This is a genomic window from Chryseobacterium carnipullorum, from assembly GCF_003815695.1.
In the GTDB taxonomy this organism is placed as follows: Bacteria; Bacteroidota; Bacteroidia; order Flavobacteriales; family Weeksellaceae; genus Chryseobacterium; species Chryseobacterium carnipullorum.
The window spans coordinates 3,521,722-3,539,560 of sequence record NZ_CP033920.1; the positions used below are offsets into that span (position 1 = coordinate 3,521,722).

Annotated in this window: 12 protein-coding genes and 1 tRNA gene; 7 read left to right on the top strand and 6 right to left on the bottom strand. The window is 35.5% G+C overall.

The window, feature by feature from the left end:
- Positions 1–2 precede the first annotated feature (2 nt).
- The 4 genes from EG346_RS15840 to EG346_RS15855 all read left to right on the top strand — a co-directional run bounded on the left by EG346_RS15840 (position 3) and on the right by EG346_RS15855 (position 9,481).
- Positions 3–392, top strand: a complete 390-nt coding sequence (locus EG346_RS15840) for a hypothetical protein (RefSeq protein ID WP_123879957.1) — start codon at positions 3–5, stop codon at positions 390–392.
- Between the two features lie 713 nt (positions 393–1,105).
- Positions 1,106–5,596 (top strand): phage tail tape measure protein, encoded by a 4,491-nt coding sequence (locus EG346_RS15845; protein WP_123879959.1) that lies wholly within the window; start codon positions 1,106–1,108, stop codon positions 5,594–5,596.
- 1 nt (position 5,597) lies between these two features.
- Entirely contained in the window at positions 5,598–7,622 is a 2,025-nt protein-coding gene (locus tag EG346_RS15850; protein WP_123879961.1) for a hypothetical protein, read from the top strand.
- Entirely contained in the window at positions 7,622–9,481 is a 1,860-nt protein-coding gene (locus EG346_RS15855; RefSeq protein WP_123879963.1) for a hypothetical protein, read from the top strand. Before EG346_RS15850 ends, EG346_RS15855 begins: the two co-directional genes overlap by 1 nt.
- On the opposite strand, the gene EG346_RS15860 is transcribed toward EG346_RS15855, so the two are convergent.
- Positions 9,478–10,599 (bottom strand): site-specific integrase, encoded by a 1,122-nt coding sequence (locus EG346_RS15860; protein ID WP_164466190.1) that lies wholly within the window; start codon positions 10,597–10,599, stop codon positions 9,478–9,480. The genes EG346_RS15855 and EG346_RS15860 overlap by 4 nt on opposite strands.
- 205 nt (positions 10,600–10,804) lie before the next feature.
- Positions 10,805–10,878, bottom strand: a tRNA-Arg gene (locus tag EG346_RS15865).
- A 59-nt stretch (positions 10,879–10,937) separates the two neighbouring features.
- Between EG346_RS15865 and EG346_RS15870 the strand changes: the two genes are divergently transcribed.
- From EG346_RS15870 to EG346_RS15880, 3 genes are read left to right on the top strand one after another with little or no spacing between them, the layout of a single operon-like run.
- Entirely contained in the window at positions 10,938–11,984 is a 1,047-nt protein-coding gene (locus EG346_RS15870) for an ABC transporter substrate-binding protein (RefSeq protein ID WP_123879967.1), read from the top strand.
- 44 nt (positions 11,985–12,028) lie between these two features.
- Positions 12,029–12,673 carry a monofunctional biosynthetic peptidoglycan transglycosylase gene (gene mtgA, locus EG346_RS15875; RefSeq protein WP_123879969.1) on the top strand — a complete coding sequence of 215 codons (645 nt, stop codon included), beginning with the start codon at positions 12,029–12,031 and terminating at the stop codon, positions 12,671–12,673.
- Positions 12,674–12,686: 13 nt separating this feature from the next.
- Positions 12,687–14,717, top strand: coding sequence for a transporter-like protein (locus tag EG346_RS15880; protein ID WP_073335311.1), 2,031 nt, complete (start codon positions 12,687–12,689; stop codon positions 14,715–14,717).
- A 320-nt stretch (positions 14,718–15,037) separates the two neighbouring features.
- Here the strand turns inward: EG346_RS15880 and EG346_RS15885 are convergent, their stop codons facing one another.
- From EG346_RS15885 to EG346_RS15900, 4 genes are read right to left on the bottom strand one after another with little or no spacing between them, the layout of a single operon-like run.
- Positions 15,038–15,334: a DciA family protein gene (locus EG346_RS15885; RefSeq protein WP_123879971.1), complete on the bottom strand. Its 297-nt coding sequence runs from the start codon at positions 15,332–15,334 to the stop codon at positions 15,038–15,040.
- Positions 15,331–15,969: a hypothetical protein gene (locus EG346_RS15890; protein ID WP_073335309.1), complete on the bottom strand. Its 639-nt coding sequence runs from the start codon at positions 15,967–15,969 to the stop codon at positions 15,331–15,333. The genes EG346_RS15885 and EG346_RS15890 overlap by 4 nt, the downstream gene beginning before the upstream one ends.
- A complete protein-coding gene (gene recF, locus EG346_RS15895; protein WP_073335308.1) occupies positions 15,966–17,069 on the bottom strand; it encodes a DNA replication/repair protein RecF in 1,104 nt (367 codons plus the stop codon). Before recF ends, EG346_RS15890 begins: the two co-directional genes overlap by 4 nt.
- A gap of 3 nt (positions 17,070–17,072) precedes the next feature.
- On the bottom strand, positions 17,073–17,828 hold the full coding sequence (locus tag EG346_RS15900) for a UbiA prenyltransferase family protein (RefSeq protein ID WP_123879973.1): 756 nt from the start codon (positions 17,826–17,828) through the stop codon (positions 17,073–17,075).
- Positions 17,829–17,839: the final 11 nt, after the last annotated feature.

The following is a 17,839-nucleotide window of genomic DNA, read 5'->3' on the forward strand; positions in this document are numbered from 1 at the left end:
TTATGAATCCACAAGAAGAAAGAAAAATGATAAAATTGAATGCCGAAGATGTGAAAAGAATATTAGGGTTTAAAAAGCTTTCATCACTTTATGATTTGAATTTTAAATCGAAAGAAAGTCTTGAATCTATTTCAGATGTTTTGTCTATGACGGATACTGCAGGACTGGTAAAAAAAGGGTTAGAATATTTTAGAAATGAATATAGATGTAGACCGGAATCTTATCCAGGTGATTATATTTTTTACGATATGTTTTCTGGTTCAATGAAAAAAGGATTTTCTTTCACTGAATCTTATGATAATTGCATTCGTATTATAGATAGAAATATGAAAATAATTGATTATTGCAGAAATCTTCCAATTGCAGCTCCTATAGACTGGATTGATTTATGAATAGGCCATAAATAATTTTGTATTTTTGCAAAAGTTGAAGTCATCATTGCAAAGCAATAATGATTATTTATAGACACTTCTACTCGTCACAGTAGGAGTGTTTTTTTTGTTCAAATTGTAAATCACAATTTTTTTAAGTTCAGCACTTGCAACTTGATTTTTTAAGCAAATTGTAAAAAAAAAAATGTGCAACATTGAGCGTTGTTGCATGAAAATACTTGGAAAAATATCTTGAAATATTTTATTTAAAATGCATCATTTATAGTGTTTTAGCAATGCTACATTGCAGTTGCTTTGTTTAATTTTTAAATCAATTTTCTGTTTTTCAAGGGATTTAAAATATTTATAAAAAAGTGCTTTTTGAGTCAAAAAAAAGCTAAAATCAGAAATTCAAAACTGATAGATTTTATCAATATGTTGAAAATCAACATTCTAACCTTCATGAATAAAAAATAAAAAAAGTTGAAACAGCTGCTGGCCGACGCCGCCAAGAATCGATTTTGCGGTTGCAATCGCGCAGATTGCTGGAAATATGGTCAATTTAGCCGAAAATACCCCTGTAGAATGCCCTGTAGGGCCGATTTTGCAACATTTAGTGATTTATGAGAGGTTGCCCTATTATCAGTATGATGCACAGGTAGTTATGCTCGTGCCTATTTTGATGTAACGTAGGTTGTACGATCATCTGCCTAACATTGCCAATAAAAAAAGAGATGGCAAATGTGATTTCGGATGAGATACTTAAGCTTAAGATAATTGTCGATGGCAATGAGGCTCAGAAAAGGGTGCTTGATCTTGAGCAGGCCAACAAAGTATTATCTGTAAGACTTAAAGATCTTATTCAGCAGGAGAAGGAGTTGGATAAACAACGTAAAGCCGAAGAGAAGATATTAAAGTCCAATACTGATAAGATCGGTAAGTATAACACTAAGCTTAAAGAAAGTGAGCTTTTCGTCATCAATGAAGTAAAAGCCTTACGACAAAAACAATCTGCTTATGAACAGGGTTCTAAAGAGTATGAGAAGCTACAGGCACAGATTGACAAGGTTAAGCAGAAAGCAAATGAAGCTGCAAAAGCGATTAATGATGAGATACAAGGTCTCACGTCCCAACAATCTAAATTTCAGGAAAACTTTGATAAGGCTAACACTGCCTATAAAAACCTGCGTAAAGAGATCGAAGCTACCAATGAAGCATTAGCAGACAATCGATCAAAAATTGATGATGAAATCGGTTCCATGAAGATTATGGACATGACAACTGATCAGTTGACCAGAAGAGCGCGAGACCTCAAGGATGCAATGAGGCATATGACTGAGGGGGAAACCCTTACTAAGACAAGAGATGAGCTTCAGGAAATTAATGACAGGATAGCTGAATTAGGTTCCGGACCAGAGGAAGGCGCTTCCTTCTTAGACAGTTTCAATGAGTATACGGGCGTAATAGTAGCGGCCGTTGCTTCAGTTGCAGGATTCTTAATGAAAATGCAGGAAGTCGTTGATCTAAACAATGAATTGGTAGATGCTCAGACAGCAGTTGCTAAGACGACAGGGATGACCACTGAAGAGGTAAAGGACCTCACAGCCGCATATAATGATTTCGACACAAGGACTAATCAAATTGATCTTCTTAAAATTGCTGAAATTGGAGGCCGTCTGGGGGTACCAAAAGCTGAGATCCAAGATTTTACCAAAGAAGTAGATAAAGCTTATGTTGCTTTGGGCGATTCTTTTGCCGGAGGTGTTGAAAAAGTAGCGGAAAAAATCGGTAAAATCAAAGGGCTATTCAAAGAAACAAAGGAATTAGGTATTGCGCAATCAATTAATGAAATTGGATCAGGATTAAATGAACTCGGAGCTGAGGGAGCGGCATCAGAAGAAAATATTGCAGATTTTGCTTTAAGAATGGGACAGTTACCTGAGGCATTAAAGCCAACAATAGCTGAAACCTTAGCCTTGGGAGCTTCGTTCGAAGAAAGTGGTATTGACGCCGAAAGAGCCTCGTCGGGTTACATGACTTTTATACGTACTGCAGGAAAGGAAACTGCCGAGTTTGCCAAAGTAATGCACATTTCCCAGCAAGAGGTTGAAAAGCTTTTAAATGAAGATCCTCTACAGTTTTTCCTAAAATTCTCCGAAGGAGCTAAAGGTTTAGACCCTGTAAAATTAGCCCAGATATTAGATGGCCTTAAATTGAATAGCGGAGAAGTCATTTCTGTAATTGGAGCTGCATCTGAAAACACAGACAAGTTTAGAAAGTCAATAGAGCTTTCTGGTCAGGCTATGGATGAAGCCACATCCCTACAAAATGAATTTAATAAAGTAAATAATAATGCAGCTGCTATTTATGAAAAACTACAAAAAAAGTGGAAAGAAATTTACACCAGCGAGAAAGTAGCAAAAGTTTTGGCTGCATTAATCCAGACAATAGGTAAATTATTGGGTGTTGTCGAAGATAGTACCGGAAAAGTGACTCTTTTTAGGGAATCGATTCTATTTCTCACTAAAATACTTACGATTGCCGTAGTTTCTATATTTTCATATAATACTGCTTTGGCTTTATCTGAATTGACTCTTGCTAAAGTTAAGGAAAGATTACTTGCTTATACGATAGTTCAAAAGGCCAGTAATTTATTAAACCAAGCAAGTACAGTCCTGCAAAATATTTGGAATGTTACTCTTGGTTACAGTACGCTTGCATTAGCTCGATTAACCGGATCTACCAATCTTCAAACTATTGCGCAGGAAAGGTTAAACCTTGTTACGGCAGCTAATCCTTGGGCGGCGGTTGTCACGGTAGTGATGGCGGTCGTAACTGCTTATATGCTATTTAAATCAAGCGCTGAAGAAGCGGCCGCCGCTAGCACTAAACAAAGCAGAGCGTTGGAATTGCAAGGTGATATTTCTAAAAGAATCAATGATGAAGAGTCTAAATCTGCTGCCGAACTCAAAACTAAAGTTGAACCGCTAATTAAAGTCTTGAAAGATAAAAATACGCAATTGAGTGAGCGTAAGAAAGCGTATGATGAACTTATCAAAATTGCTCCGGAGTTTAAAGGAACTTTGGATGCTGAATTTATTGCAACTTCTAAACTTGATCGGGTTTATTCGTCTTTAATTGACAAAATAAAAGCTGCGGCAAAAGTTAGGGCGCTACAGGCAATCTTAGATGAGCAATATCAAAAAAGGGAAAAATTGGCTGGTAAACAGGAAATTTTCAAAACTACTCAAGAGAAAAATAAGACTGATAAAACGATGCTCAATCCTGATGGTAGTGCTAAAGCAGGAATTACATTAGTTGATGGTCTTGTAAAAAAAACAAATAAAGATTTGGAAGAACTGGATGGAAATATTGATGATATTGTTAAGAAAATAGCGGATGCTAAAGTTGAAAAAACAGATCCCACATCAAATTATACTCCTCTTCCTGATAAAGAAAAGAAGAAAAAACTTACTGATGAAGAAAAGGCGGCTCGTAAAGCTGAGAATGCATATCAGGCTATGCGCAAGAAGATTCTTGACCATGCCGAAGACTATGACCAGAAAGAATTAGAGTTAGAGGCTCAAAAACAAGAAGCTAACGCAGAACTTCAGAAGGAGGGTTATGCAAAAGAAAAAGCACTGTTAATTGCAGAACGTGATAAAAGGCTTGCAGAACTTGAAAAACAGAAATATAAGCAGTCGGATTTTGACGATATAGACAAAATTATTAAAAGAGAAAAAGGAGATCTTCAAAAACAGTTTATTGCAATCAAAACTCAATGGTTAAAGGAAAACAAGCTTGTTGAAGATACTAAAATTGCAGAAAAAGATAAAACTAATTTTAAGCTTCGTGCATTAGATGATAAGTATACTGAAATAGGTCTCAAAAAAGATGAAGAGGATCTTCAAAAGCGATTAAATTTAATAAGTAGAGAACAAAATCAAACATTATCAGCTAATATCTCAGTAAATCAGCAGAAGGAATTTCTTGCGTCGAAAGGTTATACAGAAGAATCTTTACAATTAATTAGTAATTGGGAAGAAGGGAAGGCCGCGATTGAAAAGTATTATCAGAAACAAAGTCTGCAGGAGCAAGTTACATTCTTCCAGGAACAAATTGCCATGTTTGAAATGGTTGCTGATCTGGCTCCTGAATTTCTTACTGAAGATCAGCTTGAGCAGATCCAGCAATACAAAGATAAATTAGCAGCTATCATTGGTGATATTGCTAAGCTTAAAAAAGGCGACGAGCAAAAACTTGGGGGGAAGCTTGCATCATTTGGAGCCGGTAACGCAGATTTATTTGGTCTTACTCAGGATCAATGGAAAGCTATGTTTACCAATACCGACAACCTTTCTGAAAAAATTCAAAAAATTGGTGCTGCAACTCAGATTGCTCAGAATATGTTTAGTGCTTATTCTGGATTTGTTCAGGCCAATGAGCAAAGAATGCTTCAGAAAATGGAGGTTTCCAGCGATCGAAAAAAGAAAAAATTAAAACACCAGCTTGATTCAGGCTTAATTACTCAGGAGGCTTATAAGAAGGAAACAGAGCTGCTTGATGCTGAGTTAGATAGAAAAAAGGCTGAGCTTGAATATAAAGCTGCTAAACGTCAGAGAGATTTGCAAATTGCTCAAGCTATTTCTGGTGTTGCAATGGCGGTAATAAATGCCGCACAAACACAGCCATTTTTTCCATTGGGTTTAGCTATGACAGTTTTAGCAGGTACAATGGGTGCGGTTCAGTTGGCAACAATTATGAGCACGCCTTTGCCAAGCGCTCCGGGCGCAGAGGATGGTCTATATCCGGTCCTGAGGTCGCAAGACAATAAATTATTCAATGCCAGGCGAAGGTCATCGAGAACAGGCGTTTATGATGAGCCAACGCTATTGGTTGGTGAGGCTGGTCCCACAATGCCGGAATTAGTTGTTAGTGGAAAAACTATGAAGAAGATTGATCCTAACATCCAAAAAATGTATATGGAAGAAATTCGAAGAGTTGAGGGTTTTGAAAATGGACTTTATCCAAAACAAACTGTTTCATCCGGAAGTGATGAAATGTTAATTAAGGCGTTGGAAATTATCAGAGATAATACAGAAGTAATGATTTATTTAAAAAATAACGGTGTAAGAGGCGTTTTTGAAAAATCTGCTCGTACTGGGAAAGATATTAAAGATATGACAAACGAATATGATAATTTATTAACTAAAAACAGACATTAATATGCCAGAACAATTTCCAGAAAATCCGTATTCTCCTGATTATATAGAAGCATCAACACTTACCACCTCCGTAAATTGGCAACATGGTAACGCATTGCCTGCTGATGTAAAAATTAATGTAGTAGCGTCTCATCAAAGTTTGGGATCTTATGATTCATTTAAAATCGATTTATTTGGTAATGTTAATAATACAGCGATTTATCCAATAGATATTACTGACGGAAACAATATAATTTCCGAATTTGTAAGTGCAGGTGGATATTTCAACAAAAATGCATTTATAAAATTTAAAGACTTAGGGCTTTTAGATGCTGGATCATATCCAGTAGAGATTTTTTTCACCTATTACGGTATTAATAATGGAATGGCGGTCTATTTGACTGAGGCGGCTGTTTTTTTCACGTTAAATGTGCAGGGAGTTCCTGACAGCATAACTACCGATAAGGATGAATATACTTTAATCTTTAATAGGCAAAACAATAGTCTGACAGGAGATTTAAATATAAATATCAATGGGAATGTTAATGATAGCCCGTTACGGTTTTTCAATTATTTAGAAATCTTTAAAAATGTCGATCCTATTCTAAATAATTCAGTTGTTTTAGAAGAAAAAACTCCTCTCATATCTAATTCAAATCTTCCTCTTGAGGGTGAATATGAAATAAGTTCTGCAATCTTTAAAAAAATTGTTGGAGGACCTTATGTAAATGTGAAATCGTTTCTTATTAATCTAATTGTGGTTAATGGAGATATGATGATAACTCCTAAGAATCTCAATTTTTCTTTGATTCAAACAGCAGGAGAAGTAAAAGAGGAAGTATTAAAAATAATAAATCCGTATAACAAAGATTTTACAATAGAAGGACCATACTGGCTTGAATTTTCGATAGATTCGGGATCTCAATCTGAAGAAGTAACTATATCAACTTTAAATTCTTCTAACTTACCTATAGGCGATATTAGTGATAATATTTTGATAAAATATGAAGATAAAACAATAAGCATCCCTGTAAGTTTATCTGTGATAAGTTTTATTTTTCTATCAGGAATGGAGACCTATAATTTTTGCTTAGATAATAAAATAATAAACTTTATTAAACGGGAATTAACCGCAAGATATGTGAAGTCTACATTATCTATCAAATTTCAAAGTGAAGATGAAACAGTAAGTATGGTGGTGCCGCTCACGGTTCCTTATTATAATGAAAGGGCTTCTTTTGATTTAGGCGGCAAAATTCACCAATATTTTTTAAGATTGAAAAAAAGCATACTTAAAGAAGAAAAGAAGCCGGGGAAATTTGACAATAAATTATGGATGTATCCTGCGGAAGTTAAAATTCTAGTTGAGGAATTGGATGTTGATTATAATGTTGTTCATGCAGAAAATGTTGCAGCAATATTTTTTTATCCTGGTAAAAAGCCTGCAGCATTTCCGTTGCTTTCTAATAATTTGATAAAACAGAGAGTTGCAGGATCTAAATATATTTTCACTTACATCCAAGGCTTGATTCTGCCGAATAAAATAGGAATCGGAACCCCGAACGTTTTACCGGATGGATTGGTTACACGTGTTAAAATCGAAGATGATGAAGAAAAAATAATTTTTCCACGAAAAAAGATTTTTCAAATCACAGATGATAAGCAGGTTGTCTATTATACCATTCCTAATAATGGACCTCAGGTAATTAATCTGCAATATGAAAATCAAAATCTTTGCCCCGAATCATTCAGTTTCACCGGACATCTGAAGAAAACTCCGGAATACAGTCACGTTTACGATCAAAACGTTCTGTCTTCTATTAAAGAAAAGTACGACGTGACTAAAATCACTACCTGGACTATAAATACAGGATTTATTCTTGAAAAATGCACTCAAATAATTGATGAGATCATCATGAGTAAATTGTGTTATGTTGAGATTGATAACGTAATTCATAGAGGTTTTGTTGTTTCTCAAAAAATCGTTGCGGCTGACACTAGCTTAGAATTAATTCAGTTTGATTTAGATTTTATACTACTACAATAATGGAAATAAAGTTTTATACAAATAAGGGAATTCTTGATTTATCTAATGTGAAATTTAGTACACAGGAGCAAAATTCAATGATGAGTGACAGGGTTTTTACTAAGTTCTTTTTTCCTTTCGTAATAAATGTTGATGATCTTTTTTTTCAAACCTTTGGCGATTATCTGAGTGATGAAAGTAAGGATGTGGAAGTTATCATTGAAGGTCATCTTTTTCACGAAAACAAAACATATAAGGCTGCATTAACGATTGAAAATGTTGAAGGTTATGTATTAACGGGTCAGATTGATTATGGCTTTGAGGAGATTCCGAACTTTGATAAAAAGTTAAGTGAACTTCCTTACGAAAAATTCAAAGTTGATGATATCTATTCATTTGCTGAAGGAATTGTTTTGAAAAAATGGCCCCAAACTAATTATAATTTTCCAAGGATTTTTACTAAGAAATTTGTTTCTGATGATATATGGGATAGTTTTGATGGATATTATAATGATAGTACAGTTGAGAATAGTCTTCCGAAAATGAAAAGGAACTATATTGATGGGTCTGGAAATATTTTCAATGTAAATATTATACATCCTTGTCCTCATCCAATATATCTATTAAAGGTAGGTTTTAGAGATGCTGGCTTTGATTTATTAGGAGATGTTTTATCAGATCCTGATCTCCAGCAAAGGTGGGTTTTTTCAGGAACAGATTATTTTACTATGAAATCTCAGACAAGATTGGAAGCGAAGGCCACCCAGATGGATTATTACGAAGATGAGCCTGCTAATTTATTGATAAATGGGCATACTTATAAAATGAGAAAGCGAAAATATAGCAGATCATTTTCCAATCTTTTACCTGGTAATTATAAGATAAAAGGCTCATTTCGAATTCAATCTTTTTATGGCAAAATCATTTGTAGAATTACTGCTAATAATACTGTAGTGTGGGAACATGATGTGTATTATACTCAAGGGTTTCTTGATAAGGTTTTTCCTATCGATATTTCTGTTCCATTAAACTTAACCTCTAATGGTATCAATTTTTTTGTCGAGTATATTCCATTAAACTATGATGCATCTGATTATGATGTGATAAGTTTCAGGCTGACTTCAGACGTTTTAACGGATGATAACGCGAGTGAAGAAGATACTAAAGTGGTTAACAATCTCAATGAGATAGATTTAAGCAGAGCTGTTCCTGAAATGACATTTGGCGATTATGTAAATGGGATAAAGAACTGGTTTAATTATGATATGGATGTTGTTGGAACTAAAATTTACATGAATAGATTGGGTAAAAATGAGCCCTCCAATGTTCAGGATTTTAATGAGTTCTCAATAAAAAGCCCAAAAAAAACATTTCTTCAAAAGAGATCATTTTTAATTAAGTTTCCGGACCTTCCGTCGCCTTATAAGTTGGACAGTATATATTATGATTATAAAGGTGTAAAATTGAATGGTCTTAAAAATGAAAATACTACAGAGGTTGAAATAAATGGATATCCGCTTCCCGTCGCAAAACCTAAAGAAATTAGTGCGCCGACGGCTATTGATGCGTTGGAATCTTCTGATGTCATAGGATTGGTTTTTTATGATGGGTTAATCGACGGACAAAATAATTCGAAGAATGTTCCAGGATGTTCACATCCTGAACTTTTCAATAAAAACTTCTTACAATGGCTGCGTCAAAGAACTAGAGGTGTTCAGTATCAATGGCAAAAAGAAGTTAATGCCGAGAGTTTTAGCCAGGTGAAAATTAAAAATCATATTTTTTGCAATAATAACGTTCATCTGATTGTAAGTTTAAACAAAGATAAAGTTGGTGACAATACCTATCAAATAGATATTGTCACCGAAACTATTAGCTAATCCATTATAAAAGAAGCCATATTGGATTCTTTTTCTACAATGTGAACATAAATCATAGTTGTTAATATACTTGAGTGATTTAAGATTTGTTGAAGGTCTCGTACATTGCCACCCTTACGAAGAAAGTTAGTGGCAAATGTATGACGGCCGGTATGCATTGATACATTTTTCTTAATATTTATGGTATTCAACTTCATTATGGTTTTCAATGTTCGATTGATAGATTCAGGTGTGATTTGGTTTACAAATAATGCTGGATGTCTTTCAATAATAGCTTTGGCTGTATTATTGAGCACAATCGTATGTGGCTTATCTGTTTTTTCAGAATGAAACGTAACAGCATCACCTCTAAAATCAATTCGGCGTAGCTTTTGTATTTCCGAAATTCTTAAGCTTGTATAACATGCGAAAAGAAAATACCCTAAAGTCAATAAATGCCCTCTATCAATGGTTTCACTAAAATAATATTGTTTTAAAATTTCAACTTCATGAATTGTTAAATTAGTTTTTGATCCTTTCATTGAACCGACCTTTAGGTCGTCAATGTCAAAATTTATAAATAACCCGTGTTTCTTTGCGAGATTGATATACTTTTTAATTGTCTTGATGTTGCCGGCAATTGTTGTCTGTTTGTTTCCTTTAGAGTACAAATACCCTTTATAATCTTCAAAGAAGCCCAAAGTCAAACTACTGAAGGGGATTGGATACTTATAATTTTCAAGCTTAGTGATAACGCTCCTTGCCATCCGTTTTGTAGAATCTTTTGTTGGAACCTTTTCTATATGGTGTTTTGCAAATGATATGAAATCATATTTTGGAGTTTTATTAAAGAATTCATTCCTGAAAGTTTTTATATCTAAATAAGCGGAACGTGATAGACGATAATGCGTTTTGATTTCTGTTGTTTTTGATTCCATATTATCAAGGGAAAGATTGATATCTTCAGTATCAAACTTCTTTTTTACTCTACGAATGTTATTATCCCATCGTTCAGGATCTATATAAAGACCGGTTGGAATACGATCTCGTTCTCCATTGATGGAAACATCATAAAAAATCTGGCACTTGCCATCTTTTCTTTTGTAATTGTTCAGATAAAAATGTGCGGTAATTGTCATAAATTTAGTATTTGTGACAAGCTTTGTGACAAGGAATGAAGGTCGGTTTTGAGTCATAATTATAATTGTTTTAAGATTAAAGAAATGACCAGAATCGTTGTGACGGCTTTATGACAAAGGGATAAAAGAAAACAGGTTAACCCCTAAATCACGACACTTCATACGTTGAAATGAGCTTGATCTAATTGTTAACCTGTTGTTTTTGTGACCTCGACAGGATTCAAACCTGTAACCTTCTGAGCCGTAATCAGATGCGCTATTCAGTTGCGCCACGAGGCCGTCGTTTCCTTGATGTTTTAAGGTTTGCAAATATAGCACTTTTTTCCGTTCTTTGAAAGATGAAACAGAGAATTTTACTTTTATTTACAGTTATAGCGCTAATCTCCTGTAAAAGAGAACAAAAAATTTCGTCCTCAGACTGGACTCAAATCTCAAACCGTACCCAATTTAAGGAACATGACGGTCTTTTGGAGTTGAAGTCGGGGAATTTTACCTATAATTTTAAGCAAAATCAGACTCCATTTAAGAAAATCATCCTTTTAAATGCGAGCATGGCCGGGTATATTTCCGAATTGGGAGCCGAAGATCTGATCATAGGTGTTTCAAGTCCGGAATACATTTATTCGGAGAAAATTCAGAATCTTTTGAAGCAGGGGAAAATCCAGAATGTAGGAAGCGAGCAGAAGTATGATGTAGAAAAGATCATTTCCATGAAGCCGGATGCTATTTTCACCAACTATATTGCAAGCTTTGATAACGCGTATCAATTGCTGAAAAATAATGGAATTCAGGTTGTTTTTCTGGATGAGTACATGGAGCAGCTTCCGTTGCAGAAAACGGCTTACATTAAACTTTTCGGAGAATTTTTCGGAAAAGAGAAAGAAGCTGAAGCAAAATATAAAGAAATTGAAAAGAATTACAGCGACCTGAAGCAGCTGGCCTTAAAAGCAAAAGATAAACCTGTAGTGCTTGCCAATGAAATGTATGGCGATATCTGGTATCTGCCGGGTGGAAAAACATCGGTAGCAAATTATATCAGTGATGCCAATGCTGCTTACATCATGAAAGACAATAAAGAAGAAAAGTCTCTGACCATGAGCTTTGAAGAAGTCTATGCCAAGTCACCCGGCGTACAGTATTGGGTGAATGCAGGAAGTCATACCTCTAAAAAAGAAATGCTGGGTACCAATCCTTTCTACGGAAAACTGGAAGTATTCAATAAAGGAAAAATCTACACGATCGCAGGAAAAGAAAAAAATAAAGCCAACGACTTTTTCGAAAGCGGGGCAGTGAGAGCAGACCTGATCCTGAAAGATTACATCAAGATCTTCCATCCTGAACTTCTTCCGGAATATCAGCTTACCTACATGAAAGAGCTTCAATAACTCGAAGAATTGTTTATTTTTGCAGTTCCTTTTTACAAAAAATTATGTGGAAAAAAATTAAACAGCTTATTTTCATCGTTCTTGTTCTGAATGTGGTCTTCATTATCTGGGGCAGGTTTTTTAATCCTCCCATTACCATCACGCAGATAGGAGGCATTTTTGAATTCGGAAAACTGCACAGAGACTATATTTCCTATGACGAAATGGGAAATAATGTCAAAAAAGCAGTGATCGCTTCTGAAGATCAGAAATTCTTTGACCATAACGGGTTTGATTATACCGCTATTGAAAAGGCAATGAAGAATAATGAGAAAGGAAAAAAAATCCGTGGAGGAAGCACCATTTCACAGCAGACTGCAAAAAATGTATTTCTCTGGCAGGGCAGAAGCTGGTTCAGAAAAGGACTGGAAGCCATGTATACTTTCATTATTGAGAAGGTGTGGAATAAGGATATTATTTTGGAAAGATACCTGAATTCCATTGAAATGGGGCAGGGCGTGTTTGGAGTAGAAGCCGCGGCTCAGTATTATTTTGGAAAATCATCCAAAGATCTAAGTGCTTCAGATGCAGCCTGGATCGCCGCTGTATTGCCCAATCCAAAGAAATATGATCCTAAAAATCCATCCCCTTATTTAAGAAAGAAACACAATTGGATCATGAGACAGATGAGGAATGTGAGTTTGAAATAGTATCTTTGTACTAATGAAATTTTTTAATTCCAGCACAAATTTTGAATCAGTTCTTAAAAAATATTTCTCTTTTAAGAACGAGACCCATTCGTTAGAACCTTTTGCCGAATTTTTAGAGAGCGTTAAAAGGTCAGATTTTACGGATGTTCTGAATTTTCTGAGAAACAACCCGAATTTTGCTGAAAATTTTAAACATTACATCCACAATGTTTTTAAAGAAAGACCTTTCAATCTTTCCCTGACCGAAGCTAATATTCTTTCAGAAAACGCCTTCTTTCCGGAACTTAAGAAAAGAATCCTGAATAAAGTACTGCCGCCCGTAGAAAACGAAAAAACGGTGTGGTACATGATTGATAACGTCAGCCTGAGACCCAAAAAAGATCTGGCGTTCCTCAATAATCTTCCTGAAAATGAAATGGATGAGTTTTTAGGCCTTCTGGGAGCTTCAGATTTCATCATCAAACCCAATGTCAAAAAAGAGCTGATCTTCTCGATGAGCATTCTTTCCTGGCGTGTAACAGGAATGGCGATGGAAGTGGAGGTCGTAAGAATGGCTCCGCAATACAGAAATCTCGACAATCCGTTTCTTGCTCTTCAGAACGAGTTGGAAGCACTTACAGAGGACCTTAAAAAAGATCCGGAACTGCAGCTGAACTCCAAAGACAGCCGCTACAAACAGATCAAGATCTATACAGAACACTGTCACGAATTTGTCAATATTGCTTTTAAAAATTCTGCTAAATATGGAATTTCGGGCAAAATCAACCAGTCTCTTCTTAAGATCCGCCAGCAAACGGAAAGGATCTACGAGATTGTACAGCTTCTTGTGATTGATAATGAACAGGATGTTACCATCAAATCAAAGCAGTTGATTTTTAATATTCTGAATTATAAATCCCATAAAAATAATATTGCAGACCTGATCAACGACAGTACGCGTCTGATCTCTCACCTTATTACCAATCACACCGCCGAAACAGGAACCCACTACATCACTTCTACCCGTAAAGAGTATATGACGATGTTTTACAAAGCCAGTGGTGGTGGAATTATTGTTGGTGCACTCTGCGTTTTGAAAATGCTTTACGGGTATATTCCCGGAAGTGATTTTTCCCATGCGTTTTTATATTCCATGAACTATGCGATGGGGTTTGTGATGATCTATCTGATGGGCTTTACCCTGGCCACCAAGCAGCCCGCAATGACTGCCGCGACCATGACCAAAGTACTGTCAGAAGAAGGGAACAACAAACGGAATAACACTGAATTTGCCCATCTTGTATCCAAGCTTTTCAGAAGCCAGTTCATCGCCTTCGTAGGAAATGTACTGCTGTCCTTTCCAATTGCTCTGGCGATCATCTATGGTCTCGATGTCTTTTTCTCACAGAATTTGGCCGTTGAAAGATCAGATAAATTATTAAAAGATCTCGATCCGTTTAAATCGAAAGCTATATTACATGCCAGTATCGCGGGTTTCTATCTTTTTATTTCAGGAATTATTTCAGGAAATATAGGGAACAACTCTGTATTTTATCAGATTCCGGAGAGGATTGCAAAAAACCTTTCGATCAGAAATTTTCTGGGTAAAAAATTCGCCAAAAGTTTGTCTAAATATTATGCTAAAAACTGGCCGGGAATCGTGTCCAATTTCTGGTTTGGGGTATTTTTGGGAGCAACAGCACCAGTCGGTCTTTTCTTCGGACTGGACCTTGATATCAGACACATTACGTTTGCTGCAGGAAACTTTGCTTTAGGCCTTTACGGGAAGGATTTTTCAGTAGACTCTTATACGTTCTGGATATCTTTCGTTACCGTTTTCCTCATAGGATTCTTCAACTTTCTGGTAAGTTTCAGTTTATCCATGTTTCTGGCATTCAGATCAAGAAAAATGAACTTTGGGCAGGTAAGTGAGATCTACAAAGAAATTTTCAGGTATTTTGTAAAGCATCCATTCAAATTTTTCATTCCCCTGAGTTCAGGATTGGATAAAAAAGCGGATGACCTGATGAGCAGCACTCTTACCAATAAGTCTGAAGAACATTAAATTATTTTACAGCCATCTAATATGCATATAAGTGAAAATGCTCCTTTCAGGGAGCATTTTTTGTTTTGTATATATCTGTCAAATATAAATTACCAGCAAATATCCGGTGATGGACATCTGTTCGGGAGGGTAGCATAAGATAAACATTCCCCAGTGTCACAATTAGCCTCACAGCATATTTTTACTCCGGAGCCCATAATCTGGCTTAAATTTTCTCTGCTTAGTTTTTTAATTGATTTTTTCATGTTTAGGTGATTTAATATTGTTTTCAAATATAATATTAAATCCAATATCATGGATTAATTCAATGAAAAATAAACCTATAAAATACGGATATCATTGAATTGATCCTCTCCAAACTTGTCCTGAAACTTTTTAAGATAAAAACTTTTACGCATTTGGAAATCGTGTTTGAGAAGAGGAGAATCTATTTTGATGATGATGCATTTATCTTCAATGCCAACGCTTCTGATTTCATTAAAAAGACTTTCATCAAGATATTCTCCAAGGAAATCTTTAATTTCAAAAGCAATCAGCTTATGCTCAAAGCCATGAATCCTCGCAAAAGATTTTACGAGTTCTGAGGATTGAAATTCACGTTTTTTATTCCTTTTCATTTTACCTCTAAGTATTGGGTTTTGATTCCTGCTGTATTAAAGAACTTTTCCAGCAGTCCGTAAATATTCTCACAATAAAAATCTTCTTCAAATAGATTCTTTGGTTCTTGCTTATTTCCATCGCACTCAAAACATAGTTCGAGATATGCGAAAACCTGATCATTTTCATCATAAAACAATACCGCATTTCTGGGAAAATAACATCCTGATTCGGATAACAGTCCTGTGGTATATCTGCTACAGGTATTATGCATGATATCAGTCAGCTGCCGGATTTCCAAAAGATTCAAATTCTTTTGCTGCTGAATGCCATTCAGATTTTCAGTCCCAAGAATAGTTTCTAAACGAACAGGTTTCTTTCTGTTTTCGTATTTCTTTATGGCCAAAGAATCATCAGGAGGTGGAGGGGTATCAAAAGGTTCTCTCTTAAAATCCAGATTGTAGGATATCAGTTTTATTTTGGAGGTTTTTTTAAAAGGAAAGCTTTTAATACTATTGGAAAACGGTTTGGGTTTAAAATTTTTTTTAATGAAACTGCTACCTGCTTCATTAGGAGCGGGCGGTGCTTTTCTTTTCTGTGCAAATGATAAAGAAAATAACAGCAAAATGATCAGGAAAGTGATATTTTTAATCATAATTCAAAAATTATACTCTCTTCATTAATCTTCTTCACGACACTTTCCGTACGTTCCCTGTGAGTATCCGTTATAAAGATCTGTCCGAAACTTTCCTGATTAACCAGCTCGATTAGCTGTGAAACCCGCGTATCATCAAGCTTATCAAAGATATCATCCAGCAGAAGGATGGGAGTCTTCTTCGTTAATTCTTTGACAAGGCTCATCTGTGCGAGCTTTAACGAAATCAGAAAAGATTTCTGCTGTCCCTGCGAACCTATTTTCTTGATCAAAACCTGATCCATTTCAAATAGAAGGTCATCTTTGTGAATTCCTTTTGAAGTGTAGGTAAGCATCCGGTCTTTATCAAGGCTTTCTGTTAAAAGCATCTGAAAAGCCCTTTCAGGATCTGCAGCGCTAAAACTTTCACTGAGGTCAGACTGGTACTGTACCGAAACGGTTTCCTTTCCTCCTGAAATAATCCTGTAAAAATTCTGAACGATGGGGCCGAGCTTCTCAACAAAGTTTCTTCTTTTGATAAAAATACGGGTTCCGTACTTACTGATCGGAGCATCATAGATTTCCAGTGAATCCTTGTCCCAGGTCCTGTTTTTGGCAAAATATTTCAGCAGTGCGTTTCTTTGCTGTACTGTTTTTTGATATTGTATCAGATCAAAAAGATATTCCGAATCTGTCTGGGAAATCATGGAATCCAGAAATTTTCGCCTGCTTTCTCCAGAATCCGAAATCAGATTGGAATCATAGGGTGAAATCATGACGCTCGGCAGATATCCGATGTGATCTGCAAGCCTGTCATAGCTTTTATCATTCTTTTTAATGATCTTTTTAGCTTCTTTCGGCTGAGAGATTTTAATCACATCTTCACTGTCTTCATTCTGAATCTCAGCATCAATCGTGAAGAAATCTTCCTCCCTTTTGATGTTGTTGGCATCTGTATTTCCTAAAAAACTTTTTCCTACCGATAAATAATGAAGTGCATCCAGGATATTGGTCTTTCCGGCACCATTGTTTCCCACAAAACAGTTAATCTGCGGAGAAAATTCGAACTTCTTCTCCGAATGGTTTTTGAAATTATAAAGGGAAAGCTTTTTGATAATCATTCGTCAAAAATACTCCAATATTAGCAGAAATAAAAAAGGAAGTGCAGAGCATGTTTCTATCCAGAAAGAAAAATAAGTGTCATCTCTTTTATTTTCAGAGAAATAGATAAGAATAAACGTAATAATTCCGGAAAAGAAAAATGCAGCGCCATAGATCATTTTAAGATAAAAAATGGCGATCATGATACTGATGAAGACCAGAATGTAGGCTATATATTTCGTATTCTGAACACCGATGAGCTTTGGAAAAGTTTGAACCGTATCACTTTTCATATCACGGATATCAAAAGGAAGCACCAGCGCTGTAATGTAAAAGAAACTTATCATAAATAAGGGAATACTGAATTCAGGAAGCGTGAGCCAGCAGTTGACCAGCGCCCACACCAGCCCCACATAAAATACTTTCAGCAGTGGAATTTTCCTGATATAAACATCAAGGAAAAAACTATTATACAAAAGTCCCAGAACGACAATAATAAACCATTTCAGAAGTCTTACCTCATTGTGATTATGGATGATGAGAAAAGCACAGATAACGCCGGCTGCTGCATTCAGAAGCAGTATTTTGAAAAAGTGCTTGGTATACTGATATTTAGTGTAAATATATCCGCTGAAATAAGTGATGAAAATTAATAGAATTGTAGGGAAACGGAATGTGTTTTGCTCTTTCATAAAAAATACTGCAAAAAAAGTTCCCATCAGGGAGACATATAGCTGGCTGTCAATGACAGTTTTTTTCAGTATTTTTAAGACATTCATTTATCAAAAAT

Excerpts from the sequence above, each read along its gene's own strand:
- EG346_RS15850 (WP_123879961.1), top strand. The coding sequence starts at position 5,598 with ATGCCAGAACAATTTCCAGAAAATCCGTATTCTCCTGATTATATAGAA.
- EG346_RS15840 (WP_123879957.1), top strand. The coding sequence starts at position 3 with ATGAATCCACAAGAAGAAAGAAAAATGATAAAATTGAATGCCGAAGAT.
- EG346_RS15900 (WP_123879973.1), bottom strand. The coding sequence starts at position 17,828 with ATGAATGTCTTAAAAATACTGAAAAAAACTGTCATTGACAGCCAGCTA.
- EG346_RS15855 (WP_123879963.1), top strand. The coding sequence starts at position 7,622 with ATGGAAATAAAGTTTTATACAAATAAGGGAATTCTTGATTTATCTAAT.
- recF (WP_073335308.1), bottom strand. The coding sequence starts at position 17,069 with ATGATTATCAAAAAGCTTTCCCTTTATAATTTCAAAAACCATTCGGAG.
- EG346_RS15880 (WP_073335311.1), top strand. The coding sequence starts at position 12,687 with ATGAAATTTTTTAATTCCAGCACAAATTTTGAATCAGTTCTTAAAAAA.
- EG346_RS15885 (WP_123879971.1), bottom strand. The coding sequence starts at position 15,334 with ATGAAAAGGAATAAAAAACGTGAATTTCAATCCTCAGAACTCGTAAAA.
- EG346_RS15890 (WP_073335309.1), bottom strand. The coding sequence starts at position 15,969 with ATGATTAAAAATATCACTTTCCTGATCATTTTGCTGTTATTTTCTTTA.
- EG346_RS15870 (WP_123879967.1), top strand. The coding sequence starts at position 10,938 with ATGAAACAGAGAATTTTACTTTTATTTACAGTTATAGCGCTAATCTCC.
- mtgA (WP_123879969.1), top strand. The coding sequence starts at position 12,029 with ATGTGGAAAAAAATTAAACAGCTTATTTTCATCGTTCTTGTTCTGAAT.
- EG346_RS15845 (WP_123879959.1), top strand. The coding sequence starts at position 1,106 with ATGGCAAATGTGATTTCGGATGAGATACTTAAGCTTAAGATAATTGTC.
- EG346_RS15860 (WP_164466190.1), bottom strand. The coding sequence starts at position 10,599 with ATGACAATTACCGCACATTTTTATCTGAACAATTACAAAAGAAAAGAT.